General features: G+C 73.0%; 21 protein-coding genes. 14 read left to right on the top strand and 7 right to left on the bottom strand.

Annotated features, from left to right (window positions below; genetic code table 11):
* Nucleotides 1-243: 243 nt before the first annotated feature.
* Complete coding sequence (locus tag AC4H2H_RS11455) at nucleotides 244-786, top strand: ASCH domain-containing protein (protein WP_494370936.1); 543 nt, start codon at nucleotides 244-246, stop codon at nucleotides 784-786.
* Nucleotides 787-856: 70 nt separating this feature from the next.
* Here AC4H2H_RS11455 and AC4H2H_RS11450 read toward each other — a convergent pair whose 3' ends face one another.
* Entirely contained in the window at nucleotides 857-2077 is a 1221-nt protein-coding gene (locus tag AC4H2H_RS11450) for an ROK family transcriptional regulator (RefSeq protein ID WP_494370935.1), read from the bottom strand.
* Between the two features lie 39 nt (nucleotides 2078-2116).
* Between AC4H2H_RS11450 and AC4H2H_RS11445 the strand changes: the two genes are divergently transcribed.
* The 3 genes from AC4H2H_RS11445 (at nucleotide 2117) to AC4H2H_RS11435 (ending at nucleotide 5590) form a co-directional block, all read left to right on the top strand.
* Complete coding sequence (locus AC4H2H_RS11445; protein WP_494370934.1) at nucleotides 2117-3145, top strand: thermonuclease family protein; 1029 nt, start codon at nucleotides 2117-2119, stop codon at nucleotides 3143-3145.
* Between the two features lie 58 nt (nucleotides 3146-3203).
* Entirely contained in the window at nucleotides 3204-4247 is a 1044-nt protein-coding gene (locus AC4H2H_RS11440; RefSeq protein WP_494370933.1) for a 3-isopropylmalate dehydrogenase, read from the top strand.
* Between the two features lie 209 nt (nucleotides 4248-4456).
* Nucleotides 4457-5590 carry a branched-chain amino acid aminotransferase gene (locus tag AC4H2H_RS11435; RefSeq protein WP_494370932.1) on the top strand — a complete coding sequence of 378 codons (1134 nt, stop codon included), beginning with the start codon at nucleotides 4457-4459 and terminating at the stop codon, nucleotides 5588-5590.
* Nucleotides 5591-5599: 9 nt separating this feature from the next.
* Here AC4H2H_RS11435 and AC4H2H_RS11430 read toward each other — a convergent pair whose 3' ends face one another.
* Both AC4H2H_RS11430 and AC4H2H_RS11425 read right to left on the bottom strand, forming a co-directional pair.
* Nucleotides 5600-7576, bottom strand: coding sequence for a hypothetical protein (locus tag AC4H2H_RS11430; protein WP_494370931.1), 1977 nt, complete (start codon nucleotides 7574-7576; stop codon nucleotides 5600-5602).
* A 139-nt stretch (nucleotides 7577-7715) separates the two neighbouring features.
* Entirely contained in the window at nucleotides 7716-8315 is a 600-nt protein-coding gene (locus AC4H2H_RS11425) for a hypothetical protein (protein WP_494370930.1), read from the bottom strand.
* 338 nt (nucleotides 8316-8653) lie between these two features.
* Here AC4H2H_RS11425 and cimA point away from each other — a divergent pair, with 338 nt between their 5' ends.
* The 8 genes from cimA to murQ all read left to right on the top strand — a co-directional run bounded on the left by cimA (nucleotide 8654) and on the right by murQ (nucleotide 19322).
* Nucleotides 8654-10312, top strand: a complete 1659-nt coding sequence (gene cimA, locus AC4H2H_RS11420) for a citramalate synthase (protein ID WP_494370929.1) — start codon at nucleotides 8654-8656, stop codon at nucleotides 10310-10312.
* Between the two features lie 337 nt (nucleotides 10313-10649).
* Nucleotides 10650-11699: a lipoate-protein ligase LplAB gene (lplAB, locus tag AC4H2H_RS11415; RefSeq protein WP_494370928.1), complete on the top strand. Its 1050-nt coding sequence runs from the start codon at nucleotides 10650-10652 to the stop codon at nucleotides 11697-11699.
* Between the two features lie 340 nt (nucleotides 11700-12039).
* Entirely contained in the window at nucleotides 12040-13350 is a 1311-nt protein-coding gene (locus tag AC4H2H_RS11410) for a sugar ABC transporter substrate-binding protein (protein WP_494370927.1), read from the top strand.
* An 87-nt stretch (nucleotides 13351-13437) separates the two neighbouring features.
* Entirely contained in the window at nucleotides 13438-14448 is a 1011-nt protein-coding gene (locus AC4H2H_RS11405; RefSeq protein WP_494370926.1) for a carbohydrate ABC transporter permease, read from the top strand.
* A gap of 65 nt (nucleotides 14449-14513) precedes the next feature.
* A complete protein-coding gene (locus AC4H2H_RS11400) occupies nucleotides 14514-15347 on the top strand; it encodes a carbohydrate ABC transporter permease (protein ID WP_494370940.1) in 834 nt (277 codons plus the stop codon).
* Nucleotides 15344-17071: a glycoside hydrolase family 3 N-terminal domain-containing protein gene (locus AC4H2H_RS11395; RefSeq protein ID WP_494370925.1), complete on the top strand. Its 1728-nt coding sequence runs from the start codon at nucleotides 15344-15346 to the stop codon at nucleotides 17069-17071. Before AC4H2H_RS11400 ends, AC4H2H_RS11395 begins: the two co-directional genes overlap by 4 nt.
* Nucleotides 17068-18369 (top strand): anhydro-N-acetylmuramic acid kinase, encoded by a 1302-nt coding sequence (locus AC4H2H_RS11390; protein WP_494370924.1) that lies wholly within the window; start codon nucleotides 17068-17070, stop codon nucleotides 18367-18369. Before AC4H2H_RS11395 ends, AC4H2H_RS11390 begins: the two co-directional genes overlap by 4 nt.
* Complete coding sequence (gene murQ / locus AC4H2H_RS11385; protein WP_494370923.1) at nucleotides 18366-19322, top strand: N-acetylmuramic acid 6-phosphate etherase; 957 nt, start codon at nucleotides 18366-18368, stop codon at nucleotides 19320-19322. The genes AC4H2H_RS11390 and murQ overlap by 4 nt, the downstream gene beginning before the upstream one ends.
* Before the next feature lie 50 nt (nucleotides 19323-19372).
* Here the strand turns inward: murQ and AC4H2H_RS11380 are convergent, their stop codons facing one another.
* From AC4H2H_RS11380 to ybaK, 4 genes are all read right to left on the bottom strand, one after another.
* Nucleotides 19373-20119: a YggS family pyridoxal phosphate-dependent enzyme gene (locus AC4H2H_RS11380; RefSeq protein WP_494370922.1), complete on the bottom strand. Its 747-nt coding sequence runs from the start codon at nucleotides 20117-20119 to the stop codon at nucleotides 19373-19375.
* 9 nt (nucleotides 20120-20128) lie between these two features.
* A complete protein-coding gene (locus AC4H2H_RS11375) occupies nucleotides 20129-20659 on the bottom strand; it encodes a transposase (RefSeq protein ID WP_494370921.1) in 531 nt (176 codons plus the stop codon).
* A 47-nt stretch (nucleotides 20660-20706) separates the two neighbouring features.
* Nucleotides 20707-21804: a recombinase family protein gene (locus AC4H2H_RS11370; RefSeq protein ID WP_494370920.1), complete on the bottom strand. Its 1098-nt coding sequence runs from the start codon at nucleotides 21802-21804 to the stop codon at nucleotides 20707-20709.
* Nucleotides 21805-21908: 104 nt separating this feature from the next.
* Nucleotides 21909-22412 carry a Cys-tRNA(Pro) deacylase gene (gene ybaK, locus AC4H2H_RS11365; RefSeq protein ID WP_494370919.1) on the bottom strand — a complete coding sequence of 168 codons (504 nt, stop codon included), beginning with the start codon at nucleotides 22410-22412 and terminating at the stop codon, nucleotides 21909-21911.
* An 86-nt stretch (nucleotides 22413-22498) separates the two neighbouring features.
* Here ybaK and AC4H2H_RS11360 point away from each other — a divergent pair, with 86 nt between their 5' ends.
* A complete protein-coding gene (locus tag AC4H2H_RS11360; protein WP_494370918.1) occupies nucleotides 22499-23413 on the top strand; it encodes a GNAT family N-acetyltransferase in 915 nt (304 codons plus the stop codon).
* 195 nt (nucleotides 23414-23608) lie between these two features.
* Complete coding sequence (locus AC4H2H_RS11355) at nucleotides 23609-24013, top strand: carboxymuconolactone decarboxylase family protein (protein ID WP_494370917.1); 405 nt, start codon at nucleotides 23609-23611, stop codon at nucleotides 24011-24013.
* Nucleotides 24014-24035 lie beyond the last annotated feature (22 nt).

Raw genomic sequence — 24035 nt, 5'->3', positions numbered from 1 at the left:
GCCGCCCCCTCCTCGTGCTGTCGGGTCACCTCGGACTCGTGCTCGCACGTCCACGACGCAGCGAATGCGACGACGGTGGTCAGGCACCGATCCCGCCCGAGAGGGCATGGCCCAGGTCGCCGGGATCGGGCCCCGTGCTGCGGACGGCGAGCGAGGTGACCGCCGCCGTCGGTCCGGGCGACACGAGCGGGACGAATGGCGCGGGACCGGGCACATCGCCCGGCGGTGCGCCACGATAGGGGCATGACCCGAGACGCACACGAGGGGGACCCTGTGGCCGAGGACGCGACGATGGTGGACGAGCGGGCGGCGGAGATCCTCGCCTTCTGGGAGCTGGCCCGACCCAGCGCAGGGATGGCGAAGATCGGCGTCGTCACCGGCGTGACCGTGTCCGAGAGCGTGCCGCCGCCGGCGTGGTCGTTCGGGGACAACCCGGCCCTCGCCGACGACCTGCTCGCCGCGGTGCTGACGGGGGAGAAGACCGCGACGTCGTCGGCCCTGTGGGAGTACGAGGACTCGGGCGAGCCGGTTCCGCGGGAGGGCGAGCTGTCCATCCTGCTGGACGGGGGCGGGCACCCGCGCGCTCTGATCCGGACGACGTCGATCACGATCGTCGCGTTCGACGACGTCGACGCGGACTTCGCGCGTGCCGAGGGCGAGGACGACCGTTCGCTCGAGTCGTGGCGTGCCGAGCACGAGAAGTACTTCGACCGCGTGCTGGAGCGCGACTTCGCGCCGGACATGCCGCTGGTCTGTGAGCGCTTCCAGCTGCTCTACCCGCGCTGAGGCGGGGTTGAACGGTGACCGGCCGTGCCACGGTCGGCCGGTCACCGCTCGGCGGGGCAGGTGAAGAGGACTACCCCGGGAACGGAGGCGCGACGACCTGGACGTGGTCCGGTCGTCCCGCGGCGGCGAGCAGGCGGGATCGCACGTCGTGCGCGACGACGGAGCGCGCCCCGCGCAGGACCGCGAGCTCGGGGATCGCGCTGGCGACCACGGAGCCGGCGGAGAGATCCGTGCCGCGCAGCAGGCCCGCCGTCGCCTCCGCGAGGGCCGGTCCGCAGGCGACGCCCGTCGGGCCGCCGAGCACCATGGCGTCGGGCTCGAGCACGGCGACGACGGGCTGCAGGACGACCGCGACCCGGCGGGCGAGCTCGTCGACCACGGCACCGACCGCCGGCGTCCCGGCGTTCGCGGCGATCGCGGTGACGGCGTCGTCGTACGGGGTGGTCGGCCCGACGCCGGGCACGCCGGCGCGTGCGGCGATCTCCACGACGCGCAGACCCCCGACGAGGTCCTGGACGTTGACGGAGTCGTCGATGCCCGCCGCGGGGACGGGCAGGTAGCCGATCTCGCCGGCCCCGCCGGCGGTTCCGCGGTGCACGTGCCCGTCGAGCCACGACCCCAGGCCGATGCCCGCGCCGAGCCAGAGCAGCGCGAAGCTGTTCTCGTCCAGGCCGGCGTCCCGCTCGGCGATCGCGGCGAGGTTGACGTCGTTCTCGATGCGCACCGAGATGCCGAGCGCGTTCTCGAGGTGTGCGCGCAGCCCGCGGCGCGGCCAGCCCGGCAGCTCGCCCACGAGGGCGAGATCTCCGCTGCGCGGTTCGGGGGCCGCCTGCACGCCGACGGCGGCGCACGCGACGCGCTCGCGCGGGATGCCCGCCGCCGCGCACGACTCCTCCCACGCGGTCCGCACGTCGCCGAGCGCCGTCCTGTCCGGGCCGGCCTCGACGACGCTCTCGCCGAGCGTGCGACCCAACGCGTCGACGACGCTCGCCCGCACCCCGGTCGGCACCACGTCGAGCGCGAGCCCGACGACGACGTCGGTGCGTGCTGCGTACGTGGTGGCCTGGGGGCCTCGAGCGCCCTGCACGGACCCGGTGGGCTCGATGAGGCCGGACTGCTCGAGGCGTGCGACGATCTGGGAAGCGGTGGGGCGGGAGACGCCGGTGCGATCGCCGATCTGGGACCGCGTGAGGGGTCCGGAGTCGAGCAGGAGCTCGAGCGCCGCGCGGTCGTTGATCGTGCGCAGGAGCCCGGGCGTGCCCGGGAGCCTCGACGTGGAGGGCGCGGTCATCGGCAGTCCTTCGAGCGTGTTTAGGAAAGTTTCCTAATAGTGCCCGCTTTGGCCAACCCGTGCAACTCGGGCAGTTCGCCGTTCGACGGCGACGAGCGCCGGGTCCGGCTGCTCAACATCGACACCCCGGAGTCGGTCGACCCCGACGCGCCGGTGGAGTGCCTCGGTCCCGAGGCGTCGCAGTTCCTCGCCGCGATGCTGCCCGCGGGCACCGAGGTGGGGCTGGTGTACGACGACGTCCGCAGGGACCGCTACGGCCGCGACCTGGCCGGGGTGTTCCTCGACGACGCGCTCGTCAACGCGGAGATCGCGCGCGCGGGCCTGGCGAGCACGCTCGTGGTCGACGGCAACGACCGGTTCTACGACCAGGTCGAGCAGGCACGCGCCGAGGCCGAGGAGGCGGGCGTCGGGCTGTATGCCGAGGACGTACCGTGCACGCCGGCAGCGCAGGTCGCGGCGTACGAGGACCAGGTGGCCCAGACGCTCGCGCAGGCTCCCGTGGCCGGGGCGCCGCTGGCCGACCTCGACGCCTACGGCGAGACTCTCGCGGCGCTCGCCGTGGCAGGAGCGGCGCTCGACGCCGTCCTCACGAGCGACGACGGCGACGGTCGACGCCTCTCCGCTGCCGCCCTGCGCGCGCTCGTCGAGCGTCGGGACGCCGGCGTGGCCTCGGTCGGCGCCGCCCAGGAGCAGCAGCGCGCTGCGCGCGCCGCGGAGGAGCAGCGGCTCGCGGCCGAGGCCGCGCGGGTCGCCGAGGAGCAGCGGCTGGCGGCGGAGCGCGAGGCGGCACGTGTCGCCGCGGAGGAGCAGGCGCGCGCCGAGCAGGACCGTCGCGCCTCTGAGCGTGCTGCTGCCTCTGCCGGCAGCAACTCGGCGGGTGGCTCGTCGGCGCCGGCTCCCTCGGCGCCCGCCCCGTCGGCGCCCGAGCAGCCGGCGCCCCCGCCGGCCTCTGGCGGGTACGACGGCTACACCGGGTGCCGTGCCTACGGGAGCGGTGGGACGTCGGTCGACGAGAAGGGGCGCCCGTACACGAAGATCGACTGCACGACGAAGCTCCCGATCGGCTGACAGTCCGAGACGTGAGACCTGCGTCCCGAGGCGTGGCACGGGGCGTAGGCTCCCGGGCATGACGCGCACCATTGATCTGGCAGTCGTGGCCGGCGACGGCATCGGTACCGAGGTCGTCGAGCAAGGGCTCTCCGTGCTGGAGGCCGCAGTGGCCGGCTCGGACGTGAAGGTCTCCACGACGCCGTTCGACCTGGGTGCGCGGCGCTGGCACGCGACGGGCGAGACGCTCACGGACGCCGATCTGGAGGCGATCCGCGGGCACGACGCGATCCTGTTGGGTGCGATCGGCGACCCGAGCGTGCCGTCGGGCGTGCTCGAGCGCGGGCTGCTGCTCAAGCTGCGCTTTGCGCTGGACCACTACGTCAACTTGCGCCCCGGCAAGCTCTACCCCGGCGTCACGTCGCCGCTCGCCGACCCGGGCGAGATCGACTTCGTCGTCGTGCGCGAGGGCACCGAGGGCCCGTACGTCGGCAACGGCGGTGCGCTGCGCGTCGGCACGCCCCACGAGATCGCGACCGAGGTGTCGGTCAACACGGCGTTCGGTGTGGAGCGCGTCGTGCGCGACGCGTTCGCCCGCGCCCAGGCGCGCCCGCGCAAGCACCTCACGCTCGTACACAAGCACAACGTGCTCGTGCACGCCGGGCACCTGTGGCGCCGGACGGTCGAGGCGGTCAACGCCGAGTTCCCCGACGTGACGACCGACTACCTGCACGTCGACGCCGCGACGATCTTCCTCACGACGAAGCCGTCGCGCTTCGACGTCATCGTCACGGACAACCTCTTCGGCGACATCCTCACGGACCAGGCCGCCGCGATCACGGGCGGCATCGGCCTCGCCGCATCCGCGAACATCAACCCCGACCGCACGGCCCCGTCGATGTTCGAGCCCGTGCACGGATCGGCTCCGGACATCGCCGGGCAGGGCAAGGCCGACCCGACCGCCACCGTGCTGTCGGTCGCGATGCTCCTGGACCACCTCGGCCTCACGGGCGAGGCGCAGCGCGTGGAGGCGGCCGTGGCGGCCGACCTCGCCGAGCGGGGGGGCCGAGTACGCTCGACGGCCGAGGTGGGCCGCGAGCTCGCCGCTCGCGTCGCCGGCTGATCCGGAGCACGGGACGCCACGGCGCCCCGGCAGCGGTCGTCCGCAGTCCCCGCACCTCGGTCGTCATCACCCCAGGACCGGAACCCCTCCCGTTCTGACCCGGTGACGCCGTTCCCGTCGTCGTGCCCTCGCGCAGATCGCCGCGCGCGCCGTACGGTCGTGGAAAACTAGGCGGAGACCACCCGGGTCGCCAGGTGAAAGGCCTCATGATGAGCACCCTCGCAGCGCAGCACCAGCCGTCCTCCTCGACGGAGGACCTCATCGCCCTGTTCGACGTCCGGCCCACGGACACGCCGACGCCGCCCGCCGAGCGCGAGGCAGCGATCGCGGCACCCAAGTTCGGCACGGTCTTCACGGACCACATGGCGCGCATCAGCTGGAACTCGACCGACGGGTGGGTCGACCGCCGCATCGAGAAGTACGGGCCGCTCCTCCTCGACCCGGCGACCGCCGTCCTGCACTACGCGCAGGAGATCTTCGAGGGCATGAAGGCCTACCGGCACGCCGACGGTTCGGTGTGGACGTTCCGTCCCGAGGCGAACGCGGCGCGGTTCGTGCAGTCCGCGCAGCGGCTCGCGCTGCCCGCGCTCTCGATGGACGACTTCCTCGGCTCCATCACGGCGCTCGTGCGCACGGACGTCGACTGGGTGCCCACGGGGGACGAGGCGAGCCTGTACCTGCGCCCGTTCATGTACGCGTCCGAGGCGTTCCTGGGCGTCCGGCCCTCGCTCGAGGCCGAGTACCTCGTCATCGCCTCGCCCGTCGGCCCGTACTTCTCGGGCGGCGTGAAGCCCGTGTCCATCTGGGTCGACCGCGAGTACAGCCGCGCCGGCGCCGGCGGGACGGGCGCCGCGAAGTGCGGCGGGAACTACGCGTCGAGCCTCCTGCCGCAGGTGGTCGCGCAGCAGCACGGGTGCGAGCAGGTGTGCTTCCTCGACTCCGGGACGCGGACGTTCCTCGAGGAGCTCGGGGGCATGAACGTGTTCGTGGTCAAGGCGGACGGGTCCGTCGAGACGCCCGAGCTCAGCGGGTCGATCCTCGAGGGCGTCACGCGCTCGTCGATCATCCGGCTCCTCACCGACCGCGGCCACGAGGTCGTGGAGCGACGTATCCCGCTCGCCGACATCCTGGGCGGCATCCGGGACGGCTCCGTGACCGAGGTCTTCGCGTGCGGCACGGCCGCCGTCATCACGCCCATCGGCCGGCTCGCTGGCTCCGACTTCGACCTCACGATCGGCGGCGGCGAGGCCGGGACGCTCACGATGGCGATCCGGACCGAGCTGACCGACATCCAGACCGGTCGCGCGGCGGACCGGCACGGGTGGCTGCGCCGGCTCGCCTGACAGACCCTGTCACGCCAGTCCGCACCGTGGGGCGTCGCACCACAGCACGTGGCGGTGGAGCATCAGCACCGGGCGGTCCTGCTCGTCGACCGAGATGCGCACCTGTGCACGTCGCGCGGTGGGGTCGGCCCCGATGCCCCGGGCCCGCTGCACCTCGTCGTGCGGGATCTGCTCCACCACGGCCGAGGAACGGGTGCGGCACGTCTCGTCGTGGCAGGAGAGCAGGACGAGGTGCTCGGCGGTGCCGTGGAGGACGAGCGGACGGCCGGTGCCGTCCACGGCCACCTCGAGCTCGAGCACGGTGTCGATCGGCTGGGCGCTCCAACTCGCGCACGTGGGGTCGTCGCAGCGCAGAAGGGCGGCCTCGCGCACCTCGTCGTTCAGCCCCTTGGCTGCGCCGAGGGCGATCCAGGGGCGACCGTCGCCGCCCACGGCGATCGAGACGGCCCTGTCGTCCGGAGGGAACCGGTCGTGCGCGAGCACCCGAGGACGAAGAGTTCCGGAACCGTCACCGACGAGCATGACGGTGGCGTGGGAGCCGTCCACCTCTCCGTGCGCGATCGTGTAGGTCGTGCCGTCGGGTCCTACGGCGAGCCGCAGGGTCGTGTACTCACCCGGCAGGAAGCCGTCCCAGGAGATGCCGTCCACCTGGGCGTCGGCACACGAGACGTCTGCACAGGTGGTCACCTCGACCGAGCTCTCGGTGGGTGGGTCGTCCCGGCCGATCTCGTCGCCGATGTCCCTCGGCCTCCAGACGGAGGCGAACGCGATGCCCCCGCCCGAGCCGTGGGGGACCGGCGCCGCGGTGACGTGCGGGGTGCGCGACTCGTCTCGATACCCGAGGGGCCGTCTCTCGGCTGCGACGGTCGACAGGACGGTGGCGCTCGGCGGCACGTCGTACCAGGTGGGATCGGCGGCGTCCCGCGTCGACGTCTCGCGGGAGAGGCGGGCGAGGTCTCGCGCCGTGACCGTGTCCGAGACGAGCTCCGCGGGGGAGGCGTCGGGACTCTCGTCGTCCTCCAGGCGCCAGGTCACGATCCCCGCACTTCCGTCCGGCAAGGGTGCGAGCGCCGAGGGGTAGCCTCCCAGTCCCACAGCCGGGCTGCACCGGGCGCGGGTGCAGGTCGAGACGAAGCTGTGATCCCAGTCGGGTCGTGCCACGAGCAGCCCGCCGTCGACGAGCGACGCGTCGGTCCTGTCTCGCCAGTCCCACCAGATGGTGGAGAAGGGCTCGTTCCTGCTCGTGCTGGTCGGCAGCGGCGTGACGGCGCCGGCCGGGAGGCCGAGCGGACTGGTCGCCACGACGGTGCCGGTGAGCAGCGAGACCGCCAGCAGCCCGGCGACCGAGGCGTAGGTCGCGTGCGGCGGTGACGTGGTGGTCCCGACGGGATCGAGCCGGCGGACCGGCGGTCGGACCATCTGGTCCGCCTGTTCCTGCGCGATCACGAGGGCGACTAACCAAGCCGCCGTCGCGCCCAGCAGCACGTAGCCGACGCTCTGGACCGCTCCGCTGACCCACGGCGACGCGAGTCGCCACAGGACGAGCGGGACGCCGACCAGTGCCGGCGCGAACAGGGCGGTGCGTGACTTCGTTCCCATCAGACGCAGTCGATCGCGCCACTCGACCTCCGCCGCGCGGCGCACCAGGGCAGACGTCCACAGCTGCCATACCGACATGGTGCGCGGCGTCACCCGTGCGTCGATCAGTGAGGCGATCTCGGACGCCGCGGCGCGCGCCCCCACCAACGCCCCGGCGGTCACCCCGAGGGCGAGCGGCGCGAACCACCACGAGGGCGGCGTCGGGGTCCCGACTGCGAAGAGCCCACCGCTCGCTACCACGTAGGGGCCGTCGAGCAGCACGGTCGCGACGAGCAGCGCGAGCCCCCCGCCGACGACGATCGGGGCGAGCGCGAGGACGGGAGCCCGGGACGTACGGAGAGCCGCGACGGGAAGCGGGCGGGCGAAGGGCGGCGGTCCGGGGCGCATCTACGGGCTCCTGGTCGGTCGGTACGGGCAGCGCGAGCGGCTGCACCGTACCGACCGGCCGACATCGGCGGCCGTAGTTGTCCACAGGTCCCGTGGCCCCGTCGGGCGCGGGGCGTCGGAGCCTTCGCCCGCCGACGGCTCAGACCGCGGGGCGCGCGACGATCGTGCGCCCGGCCACGCCGGCGAGGAGCGACCACACGGCGATGCCGATGAGCAGGTTGATGAGGCCCGACAGCGCGGCGGCGGTCGTGTCGTCCGACCACGCGAACGGCAGGACCGCGATCACGACGACGACGAGCGCCATGATCCAGCCGAAGAACGCGCGGGGACGTGGGGTGCTCAGAACGAGCAGGTGCAGGATCCCCGCCGCCAGGATCGCGAGGATGGCGCCGTCGATCGCCCAGGCGACCTGCCGCGACTCGGTGCCGAAGAGGTCGGGCGGGGGGACGAGCGTGATCGAGAAGATCCGCTCGAAGATGATCACCCCGAGCAGCCCGATGAGCGCGGCGACGACGGCCGTGGCCGCCGCACCGGCCCAGAAGCGCCCGGGCTCGACCGTGAGGCGGGGGTCCGCGGGGTTGACCGGGGCGTGCGGCTCAGGGAAGGCCGCCTGGGAACCGTTCGGCTGGAGCGCGGGCGGCTGGCCGTGCGGCGCAGGGCCGGGTTGGGCGGGGGGCTGGCCGTAGCGGCGGGTCGGCGGGTTCTGCGGGTCGTACCCGCCGGGCGTCGGGTCGCTCATCGTCACTCCTCGGTCGGTCGCCGCTCGCACCCGTCCGGGGGCGAGCGGCTCAGTGGATGGACGCTCCTGTCCATCCTGTCGGAACCTGTGGCACCATGTGCCCTGTGACACACCTCGTCTCCCAGCTCATTATCGAGTAGCGCGCCCGGTACCACCCACCGGACGCGCTCACCTCCCGCACCCTCGGGGGGTTTTTTTGTTGCTGGGCACCACCCCCGCTCGGCGACACGGACGCCGGGCCACCCGCCTCACGAGGGCAGCAGCCCGGCATCCTGGGAGAAGGTCCAGGACGGGCGGCATCTCGCCGCCCGCGCAAGCGAACGGCAGGAAGAGGCACCATGACCTCGGCGACGACCCCCGTGACCAGCCCTCACCGCCCGCGGGTCTTCCACGTCTACGACACGACCCTGCGCGACGGCGCGCAGCAGGAGGGGATGAACCTCTCCGTCGCCGACAAGCTGGCCATCGCGCCGCTGCTCGACGAGCTGGGCGTCGGGTTCATCGAGGGCGGCTGGCCGGGCGCGGTGCCCAAGGACACCGAGTTCTTCCGGCGCGCGGCCAAGGAGCTGGAGCTCAAGCACGCCGTGCTCGCCGCCTTCGGGGCGACGCGCAAGGCCGGGCTCCGTGCGTGGGACGACCCGCAGGTGCGCGCGCTCGTCGACTCCGAGGCCCCCGTCGTGACGCTCGTCGCCAAGTCGGACGTCCGCCACGTCGAGCGGGCCCTGCGCACGACGCCGGACGAGGGCCTCGCAATGATCACCGACACGGTGTCGTTCCTCGTCGGCGAGGGCCGCCGCGTCGTCGTCGACGCCGAGCATTTCTTCGACGGCTACCGGTACGACCCCGCGTTCACGCGGTCCGCCGTGCAGGCGGCGTTCGAGGCAGGGGCCGAGGTCGTCGCGCTGTGCGACACCAACGGCGGCATGCTGCCCACCTGGGTCGGCGAGATCGTCACGGAGCTGCGCGACGCCGTCGGGCTGGGTCACGGGCGCGACGCGCTGCCCGGCGACGCGCTGCTCGGGATGCACGCCCACAACGACTCGGGCTGCGCCGTCGGCAACACGCTCGCCGCCGTCGAGGCGGGCGCCGCGCACGTGCAGGGCACCGTCAACGGCTACGGCGAGCGCACCGGCAACGTGGAGCTGCTCACCGTCGTCGCCAACCTCGAGCTCAAGTACGGGCTGCGCACCCTCGCGGGGGAAGGGCTCGACGACGCCACGCGCATCGCGCACGCCGTCAGCGAGATCACCAACATCTCGCCCTACGCGCGCCAGCCGTACGTCGGGGCGAGCGCGTTCGCGCACAAGGCGGGCCTGCACGCGAGCGCGATCAAGGTCGACCCGGACCTGTACCAGCACATCGACCCGACGGCGGTCGGCAACGACATCCGCATGCTCGTCTCCGACATGGCCGGCCGCGCGTCGATCGAGCTCAAGGGTCGCGAGCTCGGCTTCGACCTGTCGGGCCAGGGCGAGCTCCTCACGCGCGTGACGAACCGGGTCAAGGACGACGAGGCCAACGGCTACACCTACGAGGCCGCCGACGCGTCGTTCGAGCTGCTGCTCCGCGAGGAGATGACGGGCGAGCGGCCGCCGTACTTCCGCGTCGAGAGCTGGCGCACCATCGTCGAGCGGGCCGGGTCGCGCGGGACCGAGGCGACCGCCGAGGCGACCGTCAAGCTCCACGCGGGCGGCGAGCGCATCGTGACGACCGGCGAGGGCAACGGGCCGGTCAACGCGCTCGACCACGCCCTGCGGCTCGCGCTCACGCGCGTCTACCCCGAGATCGAGGCGTTCGAGCTCATCGACTTCAAGGTCCGCATCCTCGACACCGAGCAGGGCACCGACGCCATCACGCGAGTCCTCATCGAGACCACCGACGGCTCGACGTCGTGGTCGACCGTCGGGGTCGGGCCGAACCTCATCGAGGCGGCGTGGGAGGCGTTGACGGACTCCGCGATCTACGGGCTGATCCACGCGGGCGTAGATCCTCGCTGAGGTCTCGGTCTCGGTCTCGCGCGCGGGCGTGTGGGCGTGGGTCCGCGGGTGGGCCGGAGCGGGCGGGGTCGCGGGTCTACCATCCGCCGCTCGTTCCTCGCGGCTCCCGCCAGACCCACCACGACCCGCGACCCCGCCCGCTCCGCCCCACCCGCTCGTCCGTCGCCTCACCTGCCGACGTGAGTGCCCCGGCCCGCCGAGGGAGAGCTTTGGTCTGCCGAGGTAGAGCCATGGTCCGCCGAGGTAGAGCCCTGGTCCGTCGAGGTAGAGGTCTGGTCGGGGAGGCAGGGTCGAGTTCGACGGCGGTCCGTGGGTCCGGCGGGCTTAGGCTGGGCGGGTGCGCGGAGAGTACAAGGTCCCTGGTGGCAAGCTCGTAGCGGTCGACGTCGAGGTGGAGGCCGGGCGGCTCGCCCGGGTCGCGGTGAGCGGCGACTTCTTCCTCGAGCCCGACGACGCGCTCGAGGACATCGACGGCGCGCTCACGGGGATGCCCGAGACCGCGACCGTGCTGCAGCTGGCGAACGCGGTCCAGGGGGTGCTCGGGGACGACGTCTCGATGATCGGCTTCTCGCCCGAGGCGGTCGCCATCGCCGTGCGCCGTGCGCTGGGCCATGCGACCGGGTGGCACGACCACACGTTCGAGCTGATCCACGAGGGGCCCGAGAGCCCGGCTATGCACCTCGCGCTCGACCAGGTGCTCACCGAGGAGCTCGACGCCGGCCGGCGCGGACCCACGCTGCGGATCTGGGAGTGGGCGTCGCCCGCCGTGATCATCGGGTCGTTCCAGTCGCTGCGCAACGAGGTGGACGCCGAGGGCGCCGAGCGTCGCGGGGTGACCGTGGTGCGCCGCATCTCGGGCGGCGGGGCGATGTTCGTCGAGCCCGGCAACACGATCACGTACTCGCTCTACGTCCCGGCGTCGCTCGTGGAGGGACTGAGCTTCGAGCGCTCGTACGCGTTCCTCGACGACTGGGTGCTCGGGGCGCTCGCCGACGTCGGCATCGAGGCGACCTACAAGCCGCTCAACGACATCGCGTCGCCCGCGGGCAAGATCGCCGGGGCCGCGCAGAAGCGGCTGCGCGGGGGAGCGGTGCTCCACCACGTGACGATGGCGTACGACATCGACGCGGACAAGATGACCGAGGTGCTGCGCATCGGGCGCGAAAAGCTCTCGGACAAGGGGACGAAGAGCGCGAACAAGCGCGTCGACCCGCTGCGCTCGCAGACAGGGATGTCCCGCGAGGCGGTCATCGAGGCGTTCGAGGACCACTTCCGCTCCCGGTACCGGACCGTCGACGGCAAGGTCACCCCGGAGGAGCGAGCAGCCGCCGAGGAGCTGGCCCGGACGAAGTTCTCGACCCCCGAGTGGACCTCGCGCGTGCCGTGACCCTCGCGCCGCGTCGATCCGGCCCCGGACCAGGGTTCTACCTCGGCCTACCAGGGTTCTATCTCGGCGGACCGGGGTTCTATCTCGGCGGATCCGGGTTCTCTCTCGGCGGTCCGTGGTCGGCGGCGGTCGGGTCGGTCGGCCGGGTTCTCGCCCGCTGATTGTTAAGAACGTGCAACATCCGTGCGGGTGGCTTCCGTTCGCGCAGCGATGGCAGTAATCTTCACGCATACGCCTACTGGTGGAAGTAACTTTCAGCGCGACCTCTCCGGCCGCGCGGCATCAGGGCATACGACACGGCCGTCTCCCCAGCGGCCGACCAGAAAGGAAGTGTCACGGCATGCAGCGACGCAGCACGGTGGCCGTCACGGGCACCCTCTTCCTCGCGCTCGGCCTGTCCGCGTGCGGCGGGTCGAACGGTGGCGGCGACGCGGAGACCTCCGCGGACGCCGGCTCCGGCGACTTCTCGGGCGAGACCCTCACCGTCTGGATCATGGAGGGCACCAACCCCGACGCCGACGCGTTCTTCGACGAGGTGACGACCGCCTTCAAGGAGGAGACGGGCGCCGACCTCCAGATCGAGTTCCAGCCGTGGGCGAGCGCCCACGACAAGTTCACGACGTCCATCGCGGGCAACACCACGCCGGACGTCGCCGAGGTCGGCACCACGTGGACGGGCGAGTTCGCCGACGTCGGCGCGCTCGCGGACCTGTCCGACCGCATCGCCGAGGCCGGGCTCGAGGACGACCTCGTCCCGGGCCTCGTGGAGTCGGCCACGCTCGACGACGGCGTGTACGGCATGCCGTGGTACGCGGGCGTGCGTTCGGTGATCTACCGGGCGGACCTGTTCGAGGCCGCGGGCATCGAGCCGCCGACGTCGTGGGACGAGCTCGTCGCCGCGGCCGACGCGCTCAAGGCCGCGAACCCCGAGATCATCCCGTTCCCGGTCGCCGGTGACAGCCAGTACGGCGCCATGCCGTTCATCTGGGGCGCCGGTGGCGACCTCGCGGTGCAGGACGGCGACACGTGGGTCTCCGAGGTCAGCTCGCCAGAGTCCGTGGAGGGTCTCGAGTTCTACACCGGCCTCGCCACCGAGCACGGCTTCTCGACGGCCGCCGCGACGACCTGGAAGGAGACCGACCTCCTCGCCGCGTTCGAGCAGGGCCAGGTCGGCATGATGATCTCCGGCTCCTGGACGCCCGGCAAGATCCTCGCGGACGTCCCGGACATGGAGGGCAAGCTCGGCGCCTTCCCGATCCCCGGCCAGACCGAGGGCCTGTCCGACTCGTTCCTCGGCGGATCGCACCTCGGCGTCTTCGAGGCGAGCGAGAAGCAGGACCTCGCCTGGGAGTTCGTCGAGATGATGACGACGGGCGAGTTCGCGGAGGAGTGGGGCCAGCAGTCCGGGTACTTCCCGGGCCAGACGTCGCTCCTCGAGAAGGTCATCGAGGAGGACGACCCGATGGTCGCGCCGTTCGCGCAGCAGATGGTCGAGGCCGGGCGCTCCGTCCCGGTGACGCCGCTGTACGGCCAGATCCAGGGCAAGAAGACGCTGGAGACGATGCTCCAGTCGATCCTCTCGGGCAGCGCGACCGTCCAGGAGGCCGCCGACACCGCGGCCGCCGACATGGACGAGACGTTCGGCTCCTGACGACCAGGCCCGGCCGCGGGGTGAGCACCTCGCGGCCGGGCCGCCGCGCGCACCCCGACAGCACCGCACCCCCGCGACAGGATGACCATGGCAGACCTTCGAGCCGCGCCCGGCGCGTCGGTGGACCCCGACGGCCCGGGCGGCCCCGCGCCGTCGGGCACCACGACGACGCCGCGCGCCCCACGCCGCCGGACCGGCACCCTGGGCCACCGTTCCCCGCTGCGACCGTGGCTGCTGCTCGCGCCCGCGCTCGTCGTGCTCGGCGTGCTGCTCCTGTGGCCGCTCGTGCGGGTGGTCCTGCTCTCGCTGCAGGACTACGGGCTGCGCCAGATCGCGAGCGGCGAGTCCAACTGGATCGGGCTGCAGAACTACGCCGACATCCTCGGCGACAGCTACCTGTGGACCGTCGTCCTGCCGAACACGGTCCTCTTCGCGCTCGCGTGCGTCGTGCTCACGGTCGTGCTCGGCACCGCGGTCGCGCTCTTCCTCAACACGCTCGGCGGGTTCTGGCGGGGGGTCGGCGCGACGGCGATCATGGTCGCCTGGGCCGTCCCGGCGATCACGGGTACGTACGTCTGGGTCTGGATCTTCGACCCCCTCAACGGCCTGGTCGCGTCGATCCTCGAGGGGCTCGGCACGATCGAGCCCGGCACGGTGAACTGGTTCACCGAGCGGCTGTCGTTCTACGCGATCGCGACGCTCAACGTCGTGCACCACGGGTTCCCGTTCGTCGCGATCACCGTGCTCGCGGGTCTCATGACCATCCCGAACGAGCTGCACGAGGCCGCGAAGGTCGACGGCGCCTCGGCCTGGCGGCGCTTCTGGTCCATCACCGCACCGATCCTGCGGCCGGTGTTCGCCGTCGTGACCATCCTGTCGACGATCTGGGACTTCAAGGTCTTCACGCAGATCTACCTCATGCCCGGCGGCAACGGCGGGAACAAGGACGTGTTCAACCTCGGCGTGTGGTCGTACATCGAGTCGTTCGCGCAGGGCAAGTACGGCATGGGCTCGGCGATCGCCGTCCTGCTCACGCTCATCCTGCTCGGCATCACGCTCGTGTACATGCGCACCCTGTTCAAGGAGGAGGAGCTGTGAGCGCCACCGCCGTCGACGCCCGCACCGACGCCGTCCCGGGCGGCCCGGCCCGCCCGCCGCAGACGCTGCGCACCCACCGGCGCGACCCCGGCGCCGCGACCGCGAAGACGGTCGGGATCGTCGCGCTGCTCGTCTTCTCGCTGTTCCCCGCCTACTGGATGTTCTCGTCGGCGATCGACCCCGAGGCCGCGACACGCGGCGCGCGCCTGCTGCCCGTCGGCGTCACGTGGGACAACTTCGTCACCGTCATCGACGACGGCGGGTTCGGTCACTACCTGCGCAACTCCGTCCTGGTGGCGGCCGGCACGGTCGTCGCGTCGTCGCTCGTCGCGCTCCTCGCGGCCGTCGCGGTGAGCCGGTTCCGCTTCCGGTTCCGCCGCTCGATGCTCGTGCTCATCCTCATGGTGCAGATGGTGCCGCTCGAGGCGCTGGTCATCCCGCTGTTCATCCAGATGCGCAACCTCAACATGCTCAACTCGCTCCTCGGCCTGACGATCGTCTACCTCGCGTTCGCCCTGCCCTTCGCGATCTGGACGCTGCGCGGGTTCGTCGCCGCTGTGCCCGTCGAGCTCGAGGAGGCCGCGTTCCTCGACGGCGCGTCGTGGGGCCGCATGTTCTGGCGCATCCTCGTGCCGCTCGTCGCCCCGGGCGTCGTCGCCACCAGCGTGTTCTCGTTCATCACCGCGTGGAACGAGTTCATCTTCGCGCTGACGTTCCTGCAGCAGTCGAGCAAGTACACGGTGCCGATCGGTCTGCAGAAGTTCTTCGGCGAGAACACCACCGACTGGGGTGCCGTCATGGCCGCGTCCACGATCATCACGCTGCCCGTGCTGATCTTCTTCGTGCTCGTGCAGCGCAACCTCTCGTCCGGGCTCACCGCAGGGTCGGTGAAGGGATGAGCGCCGCGACCGCGTCCGAGGACGTGCTGCGCGCCGTCAACGGTGTCCTGCTCCCGGGCTTCACCGGCACGGACGCCCCGCCCGCATGGCTCGTCGACGCCGCCCGGCACGGCCTGGCCGGGGTCCTCTACTTCGGGCACAACACGCCCGACGTCGCGACGACGGCCCGGCTGTCCGCGCGCCTGCGCGAGATCGCACCGGACCTGCTCGTCGCGATCGACGAGGAGGGCGGCGACGTGTCGCGCCTCGAGGCCGCGACCGGCTCGAGCATCCCCGGCAACGCCGCGCTCGGGGTGGTCGACGACGTCGCGGTCACCGAGGCGGTCGGGCGCGCCCTGGGCCGTCTGCTCACCGCGACGGGCGTCGACCTCGACCTCGCACCGGACCTCGACGTGAACTCCGACCCGGACAACCCCGTGATCGGGGTGCGCTCGTTCGGCGCCGACCCGACGCTCGTCGCGCGCCACGGCGCGGCGTTCGTGCGCGGCCTGCACGCGGGCGGCGCGGGGGCGTGCGGCAAGCACTTCCCCGGGCACGGCGCGACGAACGTCGACTCCCACCTCGCGCTGCCCGTCGTCGACGCGAGCCTCGACGAGCTGCGCGCGCGAGACCTGCCGCCCTTCGACGCGACCATGGCGGCCGACCCCGACCCCGGCAGCGCGCCGGACGCGCGGCTCGACGCCGTCATGACGGCGCACCTGGTCGTCCCCGCCCTCGGCCCGCTGCCCGGCACGCTCGAGCCCGCGGTCGGCGCGCTCGTGCGCGAGCTCGGCTTCGACGGCCCGATCGTCACCGACGCGCTGGACATGGGCGCGGTCACGGCGTTCGGCGGCAGCGACGACGCCTACGGCTCCACGCGCGGCGTCGGGGAGGTCGCCGTGCGCGCGATCGAGGCGGGCGCCGACCTGCTGTGCCTCGGCACGACGGTCGGCCGTGACGACGAGGCGCTGTTCCGCCAGGCGCACGACGCGCTCGCGGCGGCGGTCGCGTCCGGGCGGGTGACGGTCGAGCGGCTGCAGGAGTCCGCCACGCGCACCGCCCGAGCCCGCACCGCGATCCGGGAGCGTCAGGCGGCGTCGGGCGTCGAGTGCTCGCCCGGGTCGGCGCTCGCTGCGCTGGAGGAGCTGGGCACGATCGGCACAGCGGTCGCCGCGCGCGCCGTCCGCCTGGCCGACGGTGCGCGGCCCGAGGGCACGCCCGGGGCGCTGCCGCTCACGAGCACGCCCGACGTCGTCGACCTGCGCCTGCGGTTCGACCACGCGGCCGGCCGCACGGCCCAGCACGTCCAGCGCGCCCTCGACGAGGCGTTCGGGCCCGGTGTGCGCCACCTCCGCCCCGCCGACGACGCGGCGTGGGCCGAGGCGCTCGCGACCGTGCGGGCGAGCGACCGTCCGCTCGTCGTGCTCACGCGCGAGCCCGTCGCGGGCTCGGGCGAGCGGGATCGGCTCGTGACGCTGGTCGCGGATCGGCCGGACGCCGTCGTCGTGCACACCGGGTTCCCCGGTGCCGTCGACCAGTGGTTCGGCCCCGGTCTCCGCGCCGAGGCGGCCTCGGGCAGGGCGCCCGCACAGGCACCAGGCCCGGTCGACGACGGCCCCGGCCCGGTCGTGGTCGTCGCGTGCGGGACGGGGCGGGCGAACGCCGTCGCCGCCGTCGCGCTCCTGCGCGGGGCGCCCGTGATCTCGGAGCTCGCCGCCGACTCGCCAGGGGAGGAGATCCGATGATCGTCCTCGGGCTCTCCTCCGGCACCTCGGTCGACGCGATCGACGCCGCCGCCGCCGACCTGACGCTCGGCCCCGACGGCGTGCTGCGCATGCGGCCCCTCGGGCACACCGAGTACGCGTGGCCGGCCGCGCTGCGTGAGCGCATCCTCAAGGCCCTGCCGCCCGCCGCGGTCGACGTAGCGGAGGTCGCGCAGCTCGACACCCTCATCGGCCAGGAGCTCGGGCGCGCGGGCCGGCGGGCGATCGACGACGTCGCGGGCGGCGACGTCGACCTCGTCGCCTCGCACGGGCAGACGATCTACCACTGGGTCGTCGGCGCGCGAGCGCGTGGCACGCTGCAGCTCGGCAACGCCGCGTGGGTCGCCGAGCACGTGAAGCGGCCCGTGATCAGCGACTTCCGCGTCGCCGACGTCGCGGCGGGCGGCCACGGCGCGCCGCTCGTGAGCGTGCTCGACGCGCTCTGGCTGGGGCGCGACGGCGACGCGGTCGTCGGCCCGGCAGGTGCCGGCCTGACGGCCGCGCTCAACATCGGCGGCATCGCGAACGTCTCGCTCGTCGGCCGGGTCGACGACCCCGTCACGGGCTGGGACACCGGTCCCGGCAACTGCCTGCTCGACGTCGCGGTCGCCGCGATCACCGACGGCCGGCTCGCCTACGACCGCGACGGCGAGCTCGCGGCGCGGGGCACGGTCGACGCGGTCGCGCTCGCCGCGCTGCTCGACGACCCGTACTTCACCGCGCCGCCCCCCAAGTCGACAGGCCGCGAGCTCTTCGACGCGACCTACGTCGCGCGCCGGCTCGCTCCCGTCCGGCCCGACCTCACGGGCCCCGACCTCGTCGCGACGCTCACGGAGCTCACGGCCGGAACGGTCGCCGACGCGCTCGCCGGGCACGACGTGCGCCGCGTCGTCGTCTCGGGCGGCGGGGCCCGCAACCCCGTCCTGCTCGACCGTCTCCGGGCGGCGCTCGCCGGTCGCGTGCCGCACCCCGTCGACGTCGTGACCTCCGACGCCCTCGGGCTGCCCGTCGACGCGAAGGAGGCGTACCTCTTCGCGCTCCTCGGGTTCCTGTCCGCGCACGGGCTGCCGGGGACGGCGCAAGGCGAGCACCGCCGTCGGGCGACCGGGGCGCGCCGCGCCGTCGTGCTCGGCTCGCTCACCCCGCCCACGCCGCTGCCGTGGCCCGCCGCGAGCGGGCCCGTGCGTCGCCTGCTGCTCGCGAACACCGCGCACGGTCTCGTCCCGAGCCCGCGCGAGAGGGGTCCGCTCGCGGACCCGACGAAGGGAAGCACCCGATGACCGACCCGACCGCCACGACGACAGCGGAGGAGTGGCACGACCTGCTGCGCCTCGCGTCGCCGACCGAGGAGCGCAACCCGCGCACGAGCGACGTCGACCTGCTGCCCACCGCCGACGTCGTGCGTCTCATCACGGACGAGGACGCGGGCGTCGCGGACGCCGTGCGGGCGCAGCGCGACCGGATCGCCGCGGCAGTCGACCTCGCGGTCGAGGCGTTGCGCGCCGGTGGACGGGTGCACTACGTCGGGTCCGGCACGTCAGGTCGGCTCGGGGTACTCGACGCCGTCGAGCTCCTGCCGACGTACGGCGTCGGCGAGGAGTGGTTCGTCGCGCACCTCGCCGGGGGAGTGGGCGCCATGATGCTCGCGGTCGAGGGCGCGGAGGACGACGTCGAGCTCGGCCGCGGCGACGTCGACGCCGTCGGGCCGCACGACGTCGTCGTGGGGCTCGCCGCGAGCGGCCGCACGCCCTACGTGCGCGGCGCGCTCGACCTCGCGCGCGAGCGTGGCGCGCGCACGGTCCTGGTGTCGGCGAACCCGAACGCCCCGCTCGCCGTGGATGTTGACGTGGCGGTCCTCGTCGACACCGGACCCGAGGTCGTCACCGGGTCGACGCGCATGAAGGCCGCGACGGCCCAGAAGCTCGTGCTCAACACGTTCTCGACGGCGGTCATGATCCGGCTCGGCAAGACCTACTCGAACCTCATGATCGACGTGCGCCCGACCAACCAGAAGCTGCGCGCCCGCATCGTACGGATGCTGGTCCAGGCCACGGGCCTCGAGGCGGAGGCGTGCGAGGACGTGCTGCACGCGGCCGACGGCGAGGTGCACGTCGCGCTCGTCATGCTCCTGGCCGGCGTGGACGTCGAGGCGGCGCGCGACGCGCTGCACGGAGACGGGGTCGCGGGTGTCCGCGAAGCGCTCGCACGCCTCGGGTCGCTGCCCGTGAAGTAGGGGGCCCCCGCCAGACCCCCACGACCGCGCGCGCTCCTCGTCCCTGTGCCCTACCTGGGCGTGGGGCGGGGGCCGAAGACGGCGGTGCCGACGCGGACGATCGTCGCGCCCTCGGTGACCGCGAGCTCGAGGTCGCCGCTCATGCCCATCGAGAGCTCGCGCGCGTCCGCGGTGCCCGGCGCGCCCGAGCGCACGACGGCGTCGCGCACGTCCCGCAGTCGCGCGAAGCCCGCGCGGACGACCGCCTCGTCGGGCGAGTTCGCGCCGATGGTCATGAACCCGGTGAGCCGCACGCCCGGGAGCGCGGCGACCGCCGTCGCGAGCGCGGGGGCGTCGTCGGGACGGACGCCCGACTTCGACTCCTCTCCCGAGACGTTGACCTGGACCATGACGTCGAGCGTGCGGTCGTCACGCGCGCAGCGAGCTGACAGGGCCTCCGCGAGCGCGAGCGAGTCGAGACTCTCGACGCCCGTGGCCGTCGCGAGGACCTGGTTGACCTTGTTGCGCTGCAGGTGGCCGATCATGTGGACCTCGACGCGCCCGGCGGCGACGAGGTCCGCGAGGTCGGGTGCCTTCGCGACGAGCTCCTGCACGCGGTTCTCGCCGATGAGGTCGGCGCCCGCCTCGACGACGGCGCGCACTGCCTCCGCGGGCTGGGTCTTCGTCGCCACGAGCAGCCGCACGTCCGACGGCGCACGGCCCGCCGCGCGTGCGGCGTCGTCGACCCGGGTGCGCACCCGGGCGAGGTTCTGCGCGACCTGCGCGGGCAGCACGGACGGCGGCTCGGGGAGGGGCATGCCGCCAGTCTAGAGAGTCGCGCTCGTGAGACTCGCGATGGGACCGGTCTGTCCCCTGTCACGGACGGCGCCTACCTCAACGATGAGCACGGGTAGGTGTTGCGCGGTTGCGATCTCGGCGCTCAATGCGCCAGCCAGCGTGTCGCAGACGCGCGCCCACGTGCCGTCAAGCTTCCACTCGGCAAAGTAGTGGGACGCCGTGCTCGTCGAACCGTAGGCGTCGCGGAGCATCGGCCAGGAGGCGCCGGACCGGACTTTGGCGAAGATCGCGTCAACGCTTCGCCGAACACGGTCCCGTCGGCCCGGGGGAAGGAACGGCGCGATGGACGCCCACTCGCCGTCGGAAAGGTCATGTGGCAATGCGCCGATCCCGCGTGCTCTGTGCCAGGCCCCAGCGGCGCAAGGTGAGCCGCCACGACGGGTGTCGCGATCCTTGACCACCTTCACGGTGACGTCCAGCTGGCTCAGCGCGACCTGACGTAGCTCAGGGTTCCCCAGCTCGAAAAGCGTCGCGTCCTCGGCCCTCAGCTTGCGTAACACGTCCCGAACCACGGCGGCATGAACGTCGCCACCAGTACCACGAACCCCTAGGCACCCGCACACCGTCTGCCAGACGTGGGCGTCGACGAGGTCGGCGTCGAGCGTCGAACATGTGCATGTCGCGCCGTCGGCTTGATAGCGACCCGACAGCGATACCCGCGGTAGCCCCAGGAGAGCGAGCTCGTGTCGGCGCCTGTGTACACCTCGCCGCAGGGCGAGATCATCCTTCCGGAGAGCGGGTAGACCGATGGTGGGCGTGGCGAAACCGATCGGCGAAAGCGCGCCACGAGAGCCTCCGCGTCACTCTCGCTGATGATCCTCGGGAGCGAGATGGCGACGCTCTCTCCCCAGAGTGGGCTTCCGTCCAGCCCTCGAAGGGCATGATCTCCGCGAAAGCGGACAACGGCCTCGAGGGTCGTGGCCGAGAGGATGCGACTCCGTAGGTTGGCCGCGGTCCAGGGGCGACCCGAACGAGTCAGTCGGCCCTCAGAGTTGAGGCGAGCGGAGGCCCTCGTGAAGGATGAGCGCTCGCGCAGGAGGATGTCGACGGCGGCGGTGATCGTCCCTGCTTCCTCCGGGTCGATCTCGAGGAAGGAAGCGTTTCGCAGGTCACCGCCGATGCGGTAGCCGAAGGGTGGGCGACCTCCGATATGAGGCGCGCCCGGCGTCTCCGCTTTCGCTTGGAGCCCGCCCTGGGTCCGGTGACGGATGTCGTGCACCTCAGCCGATGCGCGCGCTGCGAGCTGTTCGACGACAGGGCGTCCCAACCGATACAGGTCCGCAAGCCTGAGCGCTGATACGGCGACAGGCACGCCGAGGGCCGCCAGTGCCGAGACCGCGTCCCAGACATCGCGTCCGGCGCCCAGCCTGTCGATGTTCTCGATCACCACGACGTCGAAGTCGTGCTGTTTCGCTCCGGAGACCAGCGCTGCAAATCCGGGCCGACGGAACGGGGCGACGAGCCGCGAGATACCGAGGTCGACGAACGTGCGCTGATAGCGCCACGAGCAGTTCTCCGCGAAGCTGCGATTCTCGTCCTCTTGGCGGGCGAGGCCGAAGCGATCACCTTGCTGCCTACGGCTGACCCGCTGATATCCAACTGCTCGATCTCGAGAGCCGCTCGACGACGTGACTTGAGGCTCCACGCTGCACCCCTGCCGCTCGTGAACGGCCGATCCCCGGCTCGTTCGATGACGGGAGGGTAGCGGCCGTGTCTGACAGCGCTTGTGTACGCTCCGACCTGCGACGACTATCGCGCGATCGCCGCTGTCGAGGCTGTAGTGAGGCGCAGAAGGTCCGACGGCGCGAGGCCGACGTCGAGGCCGCGGCGGCCGCCCGAGACGTAGACGGCGTCGAACGCGAGCGCGCTCTCGTCGAGCACCGTGCGGTGCCGCTGCTTCTGCCCGAGCGGCGAGATCCCGCCGACGACGTAACCGGTCGCGCGCTCGGCCGCGGCCGGCTCGGCCATCATCGCCTTCTTTCCGCCCGCGGCCTTCGCGAGCGCCTTGAGGTCGAGCTGGCGGTCGACGGGCACGATCCCGACGACGAGCGGACCGCCGTCGACGACCGCGAGCAGCGTCTTGAACACCTGCTCGGCCGGGACGCCGATCGCCGCCGCGGCCTCCAGGCCGTAGCTCAGCTCGCTCGACGGGTCGTGCTCGTACGGGTGCAGCGTGTGCGCGACGCCTTCGCGCTCGAGGAGGACGACGGCCGGGGTCCCGGCGTGCGCGGACGACTTCGACTTCTTGGCCACGGGCCGATTCTGCCCCAGGCACTGCCGAGACGGAGGTGCGACGAAATGAGGAGCGCCCCGACGGCGCGGTGGTGTCTGATCGAGCCATGGCGATCGAGATGGGCACCCCGACGGTGGACGGGCTGGGCGAGGTCGTGGACGCCCTGCGCGTGTGGCAGGACGACGCGGTGCCCCTGCAGCTGCACCCGGGCGACGTGGGCTGGTTCTGGCGCTTCGGCGCGGCGGCGACCGCCGCCGCGCTGCGGACGTGGCGCCGCGACGGGCGGATCGTCGCCGTCGGGCTGCTCGACGGGCCTGACCTGCTCCGGCTGGGGATCTCGCCCGACGCACAGCGCGACGAGGAGCTGGCCCACCGGCTCGCCGAGGACGCCGGTCGACCCGACCGCGACGTGCTGGGGGAGGGAGCGGCGTCCGTCGAGGCGCCCGTGGGCACCCTGGTCGACGAGCAGCTGGCCGCTGCGGGGTGGCACCAGGACGAGTCGTGGGCCCTGCTGCGCCGCGACCTGACGGAGCCGGTCGAGGACCCGGGCGTACGGGTGCGGGTGGTCGGACCCGCGGAGGCGCGGGCGTGGGCCGAGGTGCTCCGCTCGGCGTTCGGTGGGTCGACGCCCGCGCCGGAGCGCTGGCACGCCCTGGCGGCCGGGCTCCCGTTCGCCGACGCGCGGTGCCTCGTCGTCCACGACGGCGCGGGTGACCCCGGGGACGGCGGCGCCGCGACGAGCACAGCGGCGGTGGGCGACGCGGCCGCAGTCGTCGGCGTGTGGTCGGCCGGCCCGGGGCGACCCGGGTTGATCGAGCCGATGGGCGTGCACGCCGACCACCGCGGCCGCGGGCTCGGCCGGGCCGTCACGCTCGCCGGGCTGGCAGCGCTGCGCGAGCTGGGCGCGTCGAGCGCGCTCGTCGCCACGCCCGCGTCGAACGTCGGGGGCGTCGCCACGTACCTCTCCGCAGGGTTCGGCCACCTGCCCGCGCGGCACGACCGGCGTCGTGACGCCGCCTGACCGTCCGCCTACCGGGCGAGACCCTTGACGGGGGCGGTACCCCACCCCCTAGCCTGCTCGATGTGACGCAGGGGGCGCGACGGCGTGCTCACGGCCGCGAGAGAGCGCGCGACGCCGTGCGCTGAGGGTCGCTCGACGGCCCCTCCGAGGTTCTCTCCTCGTCCCACCCACGGACCCGGACGAAGGAGAGCACCCATGGACGAGGCCACGACCCGCAAGGAGCGTTACGAGCAGGGTCGGGAGGTGTTCGACGCGGTCAACGGTCCGGCGGGGACCGCGGTCGTCGACGCTCTCGTGGACGTCTCGCCGGAGCTCGAGCACCAGATCTCTGCCTGGGCGTACGGCGAGATCTACGCGCGCCCCGGCCTGGAGCCGCGGGACCGTCAGCTCGTCACGCTCGGCATGCTCGCCGCGCTCGGTGGCTGCGAGCCGCAGCTCGCGCTGCACGTCGGCACCGCGCTCGACGTCGGGCTCACCCCCGAGGAGGTCGTCGAGGCGCTCCTGCAGTCGGCGGTCTACTGCGGGATCCCGCGCGCGATGAACGCGACGCTCGTCGCGAAGCGGGTCTTCGCCGAGCGGGGTCTGCTGCCGGTCGGCTGAGCACGGCGCGGAGCCGTCCCCG

Source organism: Cellulosimicrobium sp. BMG9.22, assembly GCF_059159975.1.
Note: the sequence above shows the minus strand (reverse complement) of the source record. Positions and strands in the feature narration are given on the sequence as shown.